This is a genomic window from Achromobacter sp. UMC71 (genome assembly GCF_014170305.1).
Classification (GTDB): domain Bacteria; phylum Pseudomonadota; class Gammaproteobacteria; order Burkholderiales; family Burkholderiaceae_B; genus Achromobacter.
In genome coordinates, this window is the sequence record NZ_LZZT01000015.1 from 51,289 (window position 1) to 64,580 (window position 13,292).

Consider the following 13,292-nt stretch of genomic DNA (forward strand, 5'->3'; position numbering starts at 1 on the left):
GTGCTTCCTGGGGTTCTGGGAACAAAAAACGAAAATCAGAAACGACAAACGCGGCTGGTAGCCGCGTTTATTTGGTTGTCTTGCTGAGTCCTACCGCTGACCTGACACGGTGAAACCCGACGCACGAAAAACTAACGCGACATAGGGCGAAAGTTCCGGGTCGTAGTTCGTGCCAGCGGGAAAAACATGGTGTTCGAGCCTTGGGTGGACTTTGCTTAGCCGCCAGCATGGCTGGTGGGCTTATCGTTGCCGATTGTAGCACCCTTTGCGCCCATTTCGTGGCGAAAGCGCGACACTTCCGACGGGTGCGCCGCCTGGGAGGCTCAGGCCAGGTTGCGGCTGTCGGCAATCGCGGCTAGCGCATGCACCACGCCCTCCTCCCAGTGCGGCACGTGGATGCCGAAGGTGCGCTCCAGCAGCCGGCTGTCCAGCCGCGAATTCAAGGGGCGGCGGGCAGTGGTGGGATATTGGTCGGACGGCACCGCGCGGATGTCCGCGGGCGTAAGTGTCACGGCCAGGCCCGCCCGGCGCGCCTGCTGCGCGATGAAGCAGGCGTATTCGTGCCAGCTGGCATCGCCCGAAGCGGCCAGGTGATACAGGCCGAAAGGAAAGGGTTCGCCAGCCGGGCGCGTCAGGTAGCGCGCCAGCATCAGGGCAGTAGCGTCGGCGATGAAGGCGGCGCCGGTGGGCGCGCCGCGCTGGTCGCTGACCACGCGCAGCGGCTCGGGCTGGCGCACGGCCATCAGCATCGTCTTGAGAAAGCTGCTGCCAAAGACGCCATAGATCCAGGACGTGCGCAGCACCAGATGCGCCGGATTCATCGCCTGCACGGCGTGTTCGCCCGCGAGCTTGCTGCGGCCGTAGACGTTCAGCGGCGCGGGCGTGTCCTGCTCGGTGTAGGCGCCAAGCTTGGCGCCGTCGAAGACGTAGTCGGACGAATAGTGGACGATCAGCGCGCCGCGGGCGGCCGCAAGCGCCGCCAGTTCGCCAGCCGCCTCGGCGTTGATGCGCATGGCGCGCACGGTGTCTTCTTCCGCGCGTTCCACGGCGGTGAAAGCCGCGGCGTTCACGATGATGTCGGGTTTTTCACGGCCCACCAGCCGTGCGATCTGCAGCGGGTAGGTCAGGTCGCAATCGCTGCGGCCCGTGGCAACCACGTGCCCCAAGGGCGCAAGGCTGCGCCGCAGCTCAAAGCCCAGCTGACCATCCCTGCCCAATACCAGAATCTTTTTTGGCATCCGCCACCCGCCGCCATGCTCATGCTGCCCCCGGTCCGGCAAGATGCCGGCGCGGACTTGCGTACCGGAAGCGATTATTACCCGAAGGGCGAAACATCGCGAGCCATGGCCGTCGGCGCAGGCGCTCGATAAGCGTACACCCCAGCCGTACTTCAGTCCGATTTTTTCCTGATTCTGATCCGCACCGCCCAACAAAACGTAATCTGCCCGTACAAATTTCAGACCAATCACGACGTACGCACGGGATGCCATCGGCAGACCCGCCCTACCGCCACCCGCGTTCGCGCGGCCATTCAGTGGAGCATCGATGAAAAGTGTGTCAGTGCCAGATTCCGCCTTACTTCTCGCCGACCGGCCCGGCGGCAAGAAAGACGGCCACCGCCCCAATTCACGCAAGCATCTCCTGATGTCGCAACCGCCTCCGGTGATACGCGTCGCGATTCTGGACGACCACCCCGTCGTCTCGCTGGGCGTGGGCGCGTTCCTGGATTCCCGGCCGGGCTTTCGCGTCCTGCACCGCGAAACCTCCGCCCGCGGCTTGCTGGAAAAACTGGCTGCGGCCCCGTGCGACGCGGCGCTGATCGACTTCTACCTGCCGCAGGAACCCTGGGACGGCGTGAATTACCTGCGGCGGCTACGGCGCTATCACCCCAATATGGCGATCATCACGTTTTCGGCCGGCAACCGCCTCGAAACCCAGTACGCCGCGTTCCGGGCGGGCGCCAATGGGTATCTCGCCAAGCAATGGGGCATGATCCTGCTGCCCGAAATGATCCACGGCGTGCTGAGCGGCCGGGACCCGTTCCTGTCCGTGCAGGACGGCAAGATCCACGCGATTTGTCCCACTCACCCGCACGCCCTGCTGACATCCTCGGAAGTCGAGATCCTGCGGCATATCAGCCAGGGGCTGTCGGTGACGCAGATTTCATCGCGCCTGATGCGCAGCAAGAAAACCATCAGCACCCACAAGCGCCGGGCGATGCGCAAGCTGCAGCTGTCCGATGACCTGGCGCTGGCGCTGTATCTGCGGGAGAAGTTCACGGAATAGGCCTGCGCGCCGCGCCACCCTGGCCTTTGCCGGCATGTGCCAGGCCTGTCGCGGCCTGAGCGCCTAGATGATGCGCGAATAGCTGGCCACGGTGGCCGCGCTGCGCAAGTAGCCGTCAAAGGCCATGGCGACCGCCCTGACGAAGTACCAACCCAGGCCGGTGACGCGCAACTCCCCGGCGCGCAGGTTGACCAACCCGAGTTCGGCCAGGTTGGCCACTTGCGACAGCTCGGGACCAAAGTAATCGCCAAAGCGCAAGCCATGGCGCGATTCGACGCGTGCAAAATCCACACGTCCCTGGCACATGATGTCCATGATCACCTCGCGGCGCGCCAGGTCATCGGCATTGAGCGCCAAGCCTCTTTCGACGGCAAAGCGGCCTGCCTCGATGGCGGCGTAGTAGCCGTCCAGGTCCTTGGCATTCTGGCTGTAGGTATTGCCGATGCGGCCGATCGCCGACACGCCCAGCGCGACCAGATCCCGATCGGGCTGGGTGCTGTATCCCTGGAAATTGCGATGCAGCTCGCCGCGCTGCTTTGCGATGGCCAATGCATCCGTGTTCAGCGCGAAGTGGTCCATGCCGATGTAGGTGTAGCTCTGCCCCAGAAAGCCCTGGATGGCCGCGCTGAGCAAACCGACACGCGTGGCCCGGTCGGGCAGGTCGGCCTCGTTGATGCGGCGCTGGGGTTTGAAGCGTTCCGGCAGGTGTGCGTAGGCGTACAGGGCAATGCGGTCGGGCCGCAGCGCGCTGACCTGTGCGATGGTGCGCGCGAACGACTCCGTGGTCTGTAGCGGCAGGCCATAAATCAGGTCGACGTTGACCGAGGCGTAACCCAGCGTGCGGGCGCTTTGCATCAGATCGCGCACATCGTCGAAGGACTGCACGCGGTGGACCGCCACCTGCACCCGCGCATCGAAATCCTGCACCCCGAAGCTCAGCCGGTTAAAGCCCAGCTTGCGCAACAGCGCCAGGCGCTGCGGCGTGGCGGTGCGCGGATCCACCTCGATGGAGATTTCGGCATCGGGCTCGAAACGGAAGGCAGCGCGCAGGTCTGCCATCAGGCGTGCAAGCTCGTCGTCCGACAGGAAGGTCGGCGTGCCGCCGCCGAAATGCAGTTGCGACACCGGCACGCCCACGCCCAGCTCGGCGACGTGCAGGGCGATTTCGCGGGCCAGGGCGTCCAGGTAGCGAGCCGCCCGGTCATGATGGCGAGTCACTACCTTGTTACAGGCACAGTAGTAGCAGACCGAATCACAGAACGGGATGTGCACGTACAGCGATAGCGGCTCGGACGGACTGGCTTCGCGCCGCTGGCGCAGGGCCTGCTGGTAGTCCGACGCGCCAAACCCGCCGTGATAGCGGTCGGCCGTGGGATACGAGGTGTAGCGGGGACCGTTCTTGTCCAGCCGGGCCAGCAACTGGGGCGGAAAGAAGGGCTCGGCGGCTTGCGCCGGAGGTTCTGCGGAAAGAGGACGTAGGGCGGCTTGCATACCTTGGATTATTCGCCTGCGGCGGCCCGCCCGCCTTGATCTTGCGCAAAGATCCAACCGTGGCCCCGAAAGCGATGGCCGCCGTCCTCGGATGACCGTCCCCGGATGGCCGTCCCCGGATGGCCGTCCCCGTAAAATGCGGCCATTGCCCATTTCACGACAAGGACTCCCCATGGACACCGAACTGGACGGCCGCCTGCTCGCCTTGCGCCAGGCGCTGGCGATTGCCATCGCCCTTGCCACCCGCAGCAGCCCGCAGGCCACCGACATGGCGCTGGAATTGCTGGATGACCTGAAGGCCAACCTGGACAAGGCGCCGTCGGACAGCCCTTTCGAGAAACCCGATTGGGTCGTGGGCGCCCACGACGAACTGGACGGCATCTCGCGGATGGTGCGCGCCTTTACGCAAACGCCCGAACCCGGCGAAGAAGCCTAGGGCCTGTTCACACTAGAAGGAGCCTCGCCCGGGCGCCAAGCGCCAGCGCCCCGATGCGTGGCTAACCGGTAGCGCCTGGGGCGCAGGCTGCCTTCGGCCGCTTGACCCGCCAATACAGCAACGGAAACGCCGGCCCCACGGGGCCATACCCGGCGGGCGGCGTCTTGGCGCGCAGCAATTCCAGCGCGCCGCAATCAGCCACCAGACCCGCCGACACCCAAGGGCTGAATTGAAACTGCCCGTCGATCAGCACCAGCGGCTTGTCCGGCAGCCGCAGCGCCAGCGCGCCGGACTCGGCCCAGGCCCCCGAAATTACCTTGACCGGGCCGCCCAGCTCGGCCACCGCCCGCTCGTGCAGCGTGTCGGCCAGCGCCTGCGCATCGAAAAAACGCCAATCCGACGCACGGCGCAACAGACCGGCGCCGGTAGGCGACGTCAGCTCCACGCGCACCATCAGCAGCAGCTGGATCACAATGAACACCAGCACCGCCTGGCGCGGCCGGAAAGGTCCGGCCCAGGCGCTGCGGGTCAGTTCCATCACGGCGGGCACGATGAACAGCAGGAACGGCGTGCCCCAATGCAGCTGGATGTGCGAACCCGAGACCAGGGTCATGACGCTGACGAACACCAGCGGCGTCAAGCCGAAGTACAGTAGCAAGGCGCGGCCGGCGCCCTCGCCGGCCCGGGCCATGGACGGAACCTGTGCCGGGGACGATGCCCTGGCCGAGACTGGCGACGGCGCCAGGCCGCCCCCCGAACCTTGCGCGGCGGCCGTCGCGGACCGGGCGCCGGGCCAGCGCCCCAGCCCCCCCAGCACGGCCAGGAATACCCAGGCCGGGAAGGCGCGGTTGAACAACTGATCGCCCCACCAGTTGGCGATCTCGTGCAGACGCGGCCCCCACGGCAAGCCCGCGGCCAAGGACGACGACATAGCGTATTGCAACGGCTCGAAATCGTGGTTGATCAGCCAGATCAGGTGCGGGGCAAACACCGCCAGCGCGGTCAGGCCCGCCACCTGCAAGCCGAACACATGCATGGGATCGCGCCAGGCTTTCTGGCTGAGCCAGAACAGCAGCACCGCCAGTCCGGCAACCGCCATCTGGTATTTGGCCAGGCCGCCCAGGCCCAGGCAGGCCCCCAGCACGATCCACCAGCCGATTTTGCGCGTGGAATAGGCCTTCCAGCAGGCCGCCGCGCAACCGGCGACCAAGGGAATCAGGACGATTTCGTGGTTGTAGAAATACAGCCGGCCGTTATAGAACGTGACGCACAGGCCGGCCAATGCGGCCGTGGCGGCGTAGGCCTCGCCCCGCATGCCGCGCAGCAACCCCCACATCAGCGCGAACGCGCCCAGCGTGCAGGCGGCGCCCAGCAGATAGGTGGCCCAGGCGGTCCAGCCCAGCGCCTGCACGACCGGCCAGAGCAGCCAGGTCGGCAGCGGCGGATGCTTGTAGTAGCCCCATTCCAGGCTGCGCACCCAGATCAGCTGTTCGATGTTGTCGGTCGGCGGCGCCAGCACGGCCCGGTCCGACAGCCACAACCAGGCCACGGCGAATACCGCCATGCCGATACCGATCCGCCAGACATCCGGCTTCCATGCCAGGGTTGCACCATGCCGCACGCCACTCTCCCGATCCTGGCGTACGCAGTGCCCCGCCCTGTCCGCCCCACCTCGGGGCGCAGCGATTATCCGATTCGGTCCCTGTGACAAGGGCGCTGGATTTGTTCAGCATTTGTTCAAAAACTGTAAAGCGGGGTCCGGCCCGAACACTGTCCTAACTGGCCTGACCACTAGATAGAAAGAGGGGAAACCCCTCTGATCGTTTTCCCTTGATAGCCCTATTTTTTCTTTTATTTCAATGAGAAGCTTGCACCATAAGTGGCCTGACCACTAGACCATGATCCGCAGCTTTCTTGATGAATACCTTCCAAGCCGTCGCCGTCACCCGCCTGTACCGCATGATTGCCGACCAGATCGCCGGCCGTATCCGGGCGGGCGATTTTCCGCATGGCGGCAGGCTGCCGTCAGAGCGCGAACTGGCCGAGCAGCTGCAGGTCAGCCGCGCGTCGATCCGGGAAGCCCTGATCGCCCTGGAAATCGAAGGCTATGTGGAAGTGCGCGTGGGCACGGGCGTCTTCGTCACTGCCGCGCCTACCAGCACCCGCCCCTCGTCTGCCGTCCAGGATGACATCGGCCCCTTTGACCTGCTGGAAGCACGGATGTTGATCGAACCCGAATGCGCGGCGCTGGCCGCGCAGCAGGGTTCGGACGCGCAGCTCGCGGCCATCCGCAAGGCCCACGACGGCATGTCGCTGACCGACGCGCCCGGCCTGCACGACCGGCAATTCCACCGCGCCATCGCCGCCGCCTGCGGCAACGCCGCGCTGGCGGCCTCGGTGGCCCATTTGTGGGACCTGAGCCTGGCCAGCCCGGTCTTCAGTCGCATGCAGGACTACTTCGTCAACACCAAGGTCTGGGCAGTGGCCCACGCCGAGCACCAGCGCATCCTGACGGCCATCCTGGCGCGCGACCCGATCCGCGCGCGCCACGCCATGCATGCCCATCTGATCGGCATCCTGGCCCGCCTGCGGGAAGACTTCGGCGACGACGACGGGAGCATCCGCCCCGACCTCTAGACCCAGCGCCTGCCCCGTCGGCGGCCGCGTCCGCCGATTCGCCCGGAATCCCCTGCCGCGCCGCTCGCGGACAGCTCACCCCTGGAGTGCTTGCATGACGGTTGTACCCTCCTTGCCGCGCAACGGCGGCCAGATACTGATGCAGCAGTTGCGCATCCACGGCACGCGCCGCATTTTCATGATTCCGGGCGAAAGCTACCTGCCCTGCATCGACGCGCTGAACGAGCACCGCGGCGTCATCGAGCCCGTGGTCTGCCGCCAGGAAAGCGGCGCCGCCTACATGGCCGAGGCCTATGGCAAGTTGACCGGCGAACCCGGCATCTGCTTCGTCACGCGGGGGCCGGGCGCCACCAACGCCAGCATCGGCGTGCATACCGCGTTCCAGGATTCGACGCCGATGATCCTGTTCGTCGGCCAGGTCGGCAACGACTTCTACGAACGCGAGGCCTTCCAGGAAATCGACTACCGCCGCATGTTCGGGCAGATGGCCAAGTGGGTCGCGCAGATCGACCGCACCGACCGCATCCCCGAATTCGTGGCGCGCGCCTACGCCACCGCCACCAGCGGCCGTCCAGGCCCGGTGGTACTGGCGCTGCCGGAAGACACGCTCTGGGGTACCGCCGCCGTCCCTGACCTGCCGCGCTATCCGCGCGTGATCGCCAACCCCGGCGACCACGACCTTGCCCGCATGCGGCAGTTGCTGGATGCCGCCGATCGCCCGGTGATGGTGCTGGGCGGCAGCGGCTGGACCGGCGAGGCCATCAGCCAGATCACCGCCTTTGCCGAACGCTTCGAGCTGCCGGTGGGCACGGCCTGGCGCCGCCTGGAGTGCTTTGACCAGCGTCACCCCAACGCCGCCGGCCAGGTCGGCTGGGGCATGACGGACGCGCTGCGCGCCCGCATCAAGGCGGCGGACCTGATCCTGGCGGTGGGCACCCGCCTGGGCGAAGCCACTACCGAGGGCTACCAACTGGTCGAAAGCCCGCTGCCCCGCCAGGCGCTGATCCACGTCTATCCCGACGCGCAGGAACTGGGCCGCGTGTTCGCGCCGACCCAGGCCATCGTCGCCAGCGTGACAGGTTTCGCGCGGGCGGTAGCGGCCTTGCCGTCCGCCCATGCCACCCCGCGCGGCCAAGCCGTGCGCCAGGCCCACGCCGACTACCTGGACTCGCTTACCCCCCTGTCCGCGCCGGGCCCGCTGGCCCTGGACGCGGTCGCCGCCTGCGTCAACCAGCGCCTGACGCCGGATGCCTGCATCACCGTCGGCGCCGGCAACTATGCCCTGTATCCGCACCGCTACCGCCAGTTCGCCGGCCCGGGCACCAGCCTGGCGCCCACCGTCGGCGCCATGGGCTACGGACTGCCGGCAGCCGTCTCGGCCAAGCTGGAATATCCCGGCAAGACCGTCGTCTGCTACGCCGGCGACGGCTGCTTCCAGATGAACCTGCAGGAACTGGGCGTAGCGCAGCAATACCGGCTGGGCATCGTGGTGCTGGTGTTCAACAACGGCATGTGGGGCACGATCCGCGCCCACCAGGAACGCGAATTCCCCGGCCGCCCGATCGCGCTGGAATTCGAGAACCCCGATTTCACCCAGATCGTGCGCGGCTACGGCGGCTATGGCGAAGCCGTGGAACGCACCGAGGATTTCGCCGCGGCCTTCGACCGTGCGCTGGCCTACGCCGACCGCGAACAACGGCCGGCGCTGCTGGAAATCCGCTACGACGCCGACGGCATCGCCCCCGGCCAGACGCTTACCTCCATCCGCGCCGCGGCCCTGGCGCGCCAAGCCGCCGCGCTTTCCCACTGACCCGAACGAGGCCTTTCCATGACTTCTTCCCTGTCCGTCAACGGCAACCGTCTCTGGCAATCCCTGATGGATCTGGCCCAGATCGGCGCCACCCCCAAGGGCGGCAACTGCCGCCTGGCCCTGACCGCGCTGGACGGCCAGGGCCGCGACCTGGTCACCGGCTGGATGCGCGACGCCGGCCTGACGGTGCGCGTGGACCAGGTGGGCAATATCTTCGCCCGCCGCCCCGGCCGCAACGACGCCCTGCCGCCCGTGATGACCGGCAGCCACATCGACACGCAGCCCACGGGCGGCAAGTTCGACGGTTGCTACGGCGTGCTGGCCGGCCTGGAAGTCATGCGCACCCTCAACGACGCCGGCGTGCAGACCGAAGCGCCGCTGGAAGTGGCCATCTGGACCAACGAGGAAGGCTCGCGCTTCGTGCCGGTGATGATGGGCTCGGGCGTATTCGCCGGAAAATTCCCGCTGGAAACGGCGCTGAGCGCGCGCGATGCCAAGGGCATCGCGGTGCGCGACGAACTGCAGGCCATCGGCTACGCCGGCCAGGACCCCGTGGGCGGGCGTCCGGTGGACGCCTACTTCGAGGCCCACATCGAACAGGGCCCGATCCTGGAACACGAAGACAAGGTGATCGGCGTGGTGACCGGGTCATTGGGCCTGCGCTGGTACGACGTCACCGTGACCGGCATGGAAATGCACGCGGGGCCCACGCCCATGGGCATCCGCCGCGATGCGCTGTTCGCCGCCAGCTACCTGCTGCAGGCGGTCGTCAACATCGCCAACGCCAACCAGCCTCATGGACGCGGCACCGTGGGTGAGATCCACGCGCATCCCGGTTCGCGCAACGTGATCCCCGGCCAGGTGCGCTTTACCACCGACCTGCGCCATGAAGACGAAGCCACGCTGACCCGCATGGACCAGGCCTGGCGCCAGGCTTGCCGCGACATCGCCGACAAGCACGGCGTCACGGTCGAGGTGAAGGACGTGCAGTACTTCCGCCCCACCCCGTTCGACCTCGACCTGGTGGACAAGGTGCGCCAGGGCGCCGCGCAGCGCGGCCTGGCGGCGATGAACATCGTCACCGGCGCCGGCCACGACGCCGTCTACATGGCGGCGGTGGCGCCCACCGCGATGATTTTCGTGCCGTGCAAGGACGGCATCAGCCACAACGAAATCGAAGACGCCCAGCCCGGTCATCTGGAAGCGGGCTGCAACGTCCTGCTGGACGCCATGGTGGCGCGGGCCAACGCCGCGCGCTGAATCGAAAAGGACACACCCATGCCCCAAACCCCGTTTGAAGACTGGCAAGCCCGAGCCGCCTCGCTGACCCTGCGCGGCCAGGCCTACATCGACGGCGCCTATGCCGACGCCGCCGACGGCGCCACCTTCGCCGCCACCAGCCCCATCGACGGCCGCAAGCTGGCCGACGTGGCGGCCTGCGGCCAGGCCGACATCGACCGCGCCGTCGCCGCCGCCCGCCGCGCCTTCGACAGCGGCGTCTGGTCCGGCCTGCCGCCGCGCGAGCGCAAGGCGCGGTTGCTCAAGCTGGCGCAACTGATCACCGACCACACCGAAGAACTGGCCCTGATCGAGACCCTGGACATGGGCAAGCCGATCCGCGACGCGCTGGCCTTCGACCTGCCCGAAACCGCGCAGTGCTATGCCTGGTACGGCGAGGCCATCGACAAGGTCTACGACGAAATCGCCCCCACCGGCCAGAACGTGCTGGCCACCGTGACCCGCGAGCCGGTCGGCGTGGTGGCCGCGGTGGTGCCCTGGAACTACCCCCTGCTGATGGCGGCCTGGAAAGTAGCGCCGGCGCTGGCTGCCGGCAACAGCGTCATCCTCAAGCCCGCCGAGCAATCGTCGCTGAGCGCGCTGCGCCTGGCGGCACTGGCCGAGGCCGCCGGCATCCCGGCGGGCGTCTTTAACGTCGTGCCCGGCACAGGCCCCGTCGCCGGACAGGCGCTGGGCCTGCACCCGGATGTGGATTGCGTGGCCTTCACCGGATCCACCGCCACCGGCAAGCGCTTCATGACGTACTCGGGCGAATCGAACCTGAAACGCGTCTGGCTGGAATGCGGCGGCAAGTCACCGCACATCATCTGCGAAGACTGCCCCGATCTGGACCGCGCCGCCCTGATCGCCGCCCTGGCGATCTTCTCGAACCAGGGCGAAGTGTGCATCGCCGGCTCGCGCCTGTATGTGCACGATGCCATCTACGACGCCTTCATGGAAAAGGTGGCACACCACGCCGCCGAGATGCGGCCCGGCAATCCGCTGGACCCCGCCACCAAGCTGGGCGCCATGGTCGACGAACGCCAGACCCGCGCGGTCATGGCGCGCATCGCGGCCGGCCAGGCCGACGGCGCGACCCTGCGCATCGGCGGGCGCCAGGTCCGCACAGACAGCGGCGGCTTCTATATCGAGCCCACCATTTTCGATTGCGCCGATGCGGCAAGCAGCCTGGTCCGCGAAGAGATCTTCGGCCCGGTCCTGACGGCTCAGCGATTCCGTTCGGAAGACGAGGCCATCGCGCTGGCCAATGATTCGGCCTATGGCCTGGGCGCCGGGCTCTGGACCGCCAACCTGGGCCGCGCGCACCGCCTGTCGCGCCGGCTGCGGGCCGGTCTGGTCTGGGTCAATTGCTATGCCGACGGCGACATCACCGTGCCGTTCGGCGGCGTCAAGCAATCGGGTTTCGGACGCGACAAGTCGCTGCACGCGCTGGACAAGTACAGCGATCTGAAAACCACCTGGATCGATCTCACCTTGTAGTCCCTGCACGCGGCGGCACCCCGCCCGTGCACTGTTTTCGCCGCATTGGTGCGCGGCGCCACTAGACGAAGCATTGTTGTAGCAGCTCCATCCCGCAGTTCCCTGAGAAACCCAGGTGGCACGAGGTTTGCTTGTTGTTGACGGCACGCGCCGCGTAAACAGGCGGCCACCTGACCGACACTCTTCCAGCCCGGAGGCTCGCAGTGAAATCGAAGAAATGGTTCTCCCTCAGTATCGGCGCCCTGCTCCTGGCGGCCGCATTGCCCGCCACGCAGGCCGTGGCCCAGACCAAGGGCGGCACGCTGAACATGATCGTCCAGCCCGAACCGCCCGTGATCGTCACGGCCATCAACCAGCAAGGCCCGACCCAGTTCGTCGCCGGCAAGATCTACGAAAGCCTGCTGACCTACTCCACCGACCTGAAGCCGCAGCCGGGCCTGGCCAAATCGTGGGAAGCGTCCGCCGACGGCCTGACCTACACCTTCCATCTGCAAGACAACGTCAAATGGCATGACGGCCAGCCGTTCACGGCGGACGACGTGGTCTTCACGCTGTCGGACATGCTGCCCAAGACCCATGCCCGGGCCCGCGTAATCCTGAACAAGTTCGTCGATTCGGTGCAGGCCACCGACCCGAAGACCGTGGTCATCAAGCTGAAGTCGCCGTTCCCGGCCTTCATGCTGATGTTCGAGCCGGGTTTCGCGCCGATGATGCCCAAGCACCTCTACGCCGGCACCGACTACATGACCAATCCGGCCAACCAGAAGCCCATCGGCACTGGCCCGTTCGTGTTCAAGGAATGGAAGCGCGGCGAATACATCAAGCTGGCGCGCAACCCCGACTACTGGAAGCCAGGCAAGCCGTACCTGGATGAGCTGGTGTTCAATGTGATCCCCGATTCGGCCTCGCGCGCCGTCGCCTTTGAACGCGGCAGCGTGGACGTGCTGCGCGGCGGCGACGTCGACAACGTCGACATCAAGCGCCTGCGCGCCCTGCCCAAGGTGGAATACACCACCGCCGGCTGGGAGATGTTCTCGCCCCAGGCCTACCTGATCTTCAACATGCGCAAGCCGCCGTTCGACAACCTGAAGGTGCGCCAGGCGGTCATGGCCGCGATGAACCGCAACATGGTGGTCAACAACATCTTCTTTGGCCTGGGCAAGGTTTCCACCAGCCCGTTCGTGACCACGGAAATGTTCTACGACAAGAACATGCCCCCGATGGCCTTCGACATGAAGAAGGCACGCGAGCTGATCAAGGAATCGGGCATCAAGCCCGGCGACTACACCATCCGCCAACTCAGCTTCCCCTATGGCTCGACCTGGGACCGCCTGGGCGAATACACCAAGCAGGCGCTCGAGCAGCTGGGCTTCAAGGTCAACCTGGAGTCGACCGATGCGGGCGGCTGGGCCAGCCGCACCGGCAACTGGGACTTCGACCTGACGACCAACTTCACCTACCAGTACGGCGACCCCGCGCTGGGCGTGCAGCGCCTGTACATCTCGTCCAACATCGTCAAGGGTTCGCCGTTCGCCAACGTGCAGGGCTACAGCAACCCCGAGACCGACAAGCAATGGGAAGCCGCCGCCTCGGAAGTCGACCCGGCCAAGCGCCAGGCGCTGTACACGCAGCTGCAGACCACACTGGTCAATGAAGTCGCCAACGGCTTCCTGGTGGACATGGAATTTCCCACGCTGTATCGCGCCAACGTCAAGAACCTGGTCAAGACCGCCATCGGCTTGAACGAATCGTTCGACGACGTCTACATCGAGAAGTAAGCGCCGGAACGCCGCGACCGGGGCCGGCACCCCGGCGGCGGCGCCCGGCCGCGCGACGGACACCCGCGCCCGTCCA

General features: G+C 66.7%; 10 protein-coding genes. 7 read left to right on the forward strand and 3 right to left on the reverse strand.

Features of this window, described 5'->3' with window-relative positions:
* Positions 1 to 323: 323 nt before the first annotated feature.
* Positions 324 to 1,238 (reverse strand): dTDP-4-dehydrorhamnose reductase, encoded by a 915-nt coding sequence (rfbD, locus tag A9974_RS06550; RefSeq protein WP_183003330.1) that lies wholly within the window; start codon positions 1,236 to 1,238, stop codon positions 324 to 326.
* Positions 1,239 to 1,644: 406 nt separating this feature from the next.
* Between rfbD and A9974_RS06555 the strand changes: the two genes are divergently transcribed.
* Positions 1,645 to 2,286: a response regulator transcription factor gene (locus tag A9974_RS06555; protein WP_255468056.1), complete on the forward strand. Its 642-nt coding sequence runs from the start codon at positions 1,645 to 1,647 to the stop codon at positions 2,284 to 2,286.
* Positions 2,287 to 2,349: 63 nt separating this feature from the next.
* Here the strand turns inward: A9974_RS06555 and hemN are convergent, their stop codons facing one another.
* Positions 2,350 to 3,777, reverse strand: a complete 1,428-nt coding sequence (hemN, locus tag A9974_RS06560; protein WP_183003332.1) for an oxygen-independent coproporphyrinogen III oxidase — start codon at positions 3,775 to 3,777, stop codon at positions 2,350 to 2,352.
* 172 nt (positions 3,778 to 3,949) lie between these two features.
* Here hemN and A9974_RS06565 point away from each other — a divergent pair, with 172 nt between their 5' ends.
* Positions 3,950 to 4,213: a hypothetical protein gene (locus A9974_RS06565; protein WP_183003333.1), complete on the forward strand. Its 264-nt coding sequence runs from the start codon at positions 3,950 to 3,952 to the stop codon at positions 4,211 to 4,213.
* Between the two features lie 61 nt (positions 4,214 to 4,274).
* Here A9974_RS06565 and A9974_RS29605 read toward each other — a convergent pair whose 3' ends face one another.
* Positions 4,275 to 5,834 (reverse strand): glycosyltransferase family 39 protein, encoded by a 1,560-nt coding sequence (locus tag A9974_RS29605; RefSeq protein ID WP_370539582.1) that lies wholly within the window; start codon positions 5,832 to 5,834, stop codon positions 4,275 to 4,277.
* A 296-nt stretch (positions 5,835 to 6,130) separates the two neighbouring features.
* On the opposite strand from A9974_RS29605, the gene A9974_RS06575 reads away from it, so the two are divergent.
* The 5 genes from A9974_RS06575 to A9974_RS06595 all read left to right on the forward strand — a co-directional run bounded on the left by A9974_RS06575 (position 6,131) and on the right by A9974_RS06595 (position 13,216).
* Positions 6,131 to 6,850: a FadR/GntR family transcriptional regulator gene (locus A9974_RS06575; RefSeq protein WP_183003334.1), complete on the forward strand. Its 720-nt coding sequence runs from the start codon at positions 6,131 to 6,133 to the stop codon at positions 6,848 to 6,850.
* 94 nt (positions 6,851 to 6,944) lie between these two features.
* A complete protein-coding gene (locus A9974_RS06580) occupies positions 6,945 to 8,660 on the forward strand; it encodes a thiamine pyrophosphate-binding protein (protein WP_183003335.1) in 1,716 nt (571 codons plus the stop codon).
* Positions 8,661 to 8,678: 18 nt separating this feature from the next.
* On the forward strand, positions 8,679 to 9,920 hold the full coding sequence (locus A9974_RS06585; protein WP_183003336.1) for a Zn-dependent hydrolase: 1,242 nt from the start codon (positions 8,679 to 8,681) through the stop codon (positions 9,918 to 9,920).
* An 18-nt stretch (positions 9,921 to 9,938) separates the two neighbouring features.
* Positions 9,939 to 11,438 (forward strand): aldehyde dehydrogenase, encoded by a 1,500-nt coding sequence (locus A9974_RS06590; protein WP_183003337.1) that lies wholly within the window; start codon positions 9,939 to 9,941, stop codon positions 11,436 to 11,438.
* A gap of 203 nt (positions 11,439 to 11,641) precedes the next feature.
* Complete coding sequence (locus tag A9974_RS06595; protein ID WP_183003338.1) at positions 11,642 to 13,216, forward strand: ABC transporter substrate-binding protein; 1,575 nt, start codon at positions 11,642 to 11,644, stop codon at positions 13,214 to 13,216.
* Positions 13,217 to 13,292: the final 76 nt, after the last annotated feature.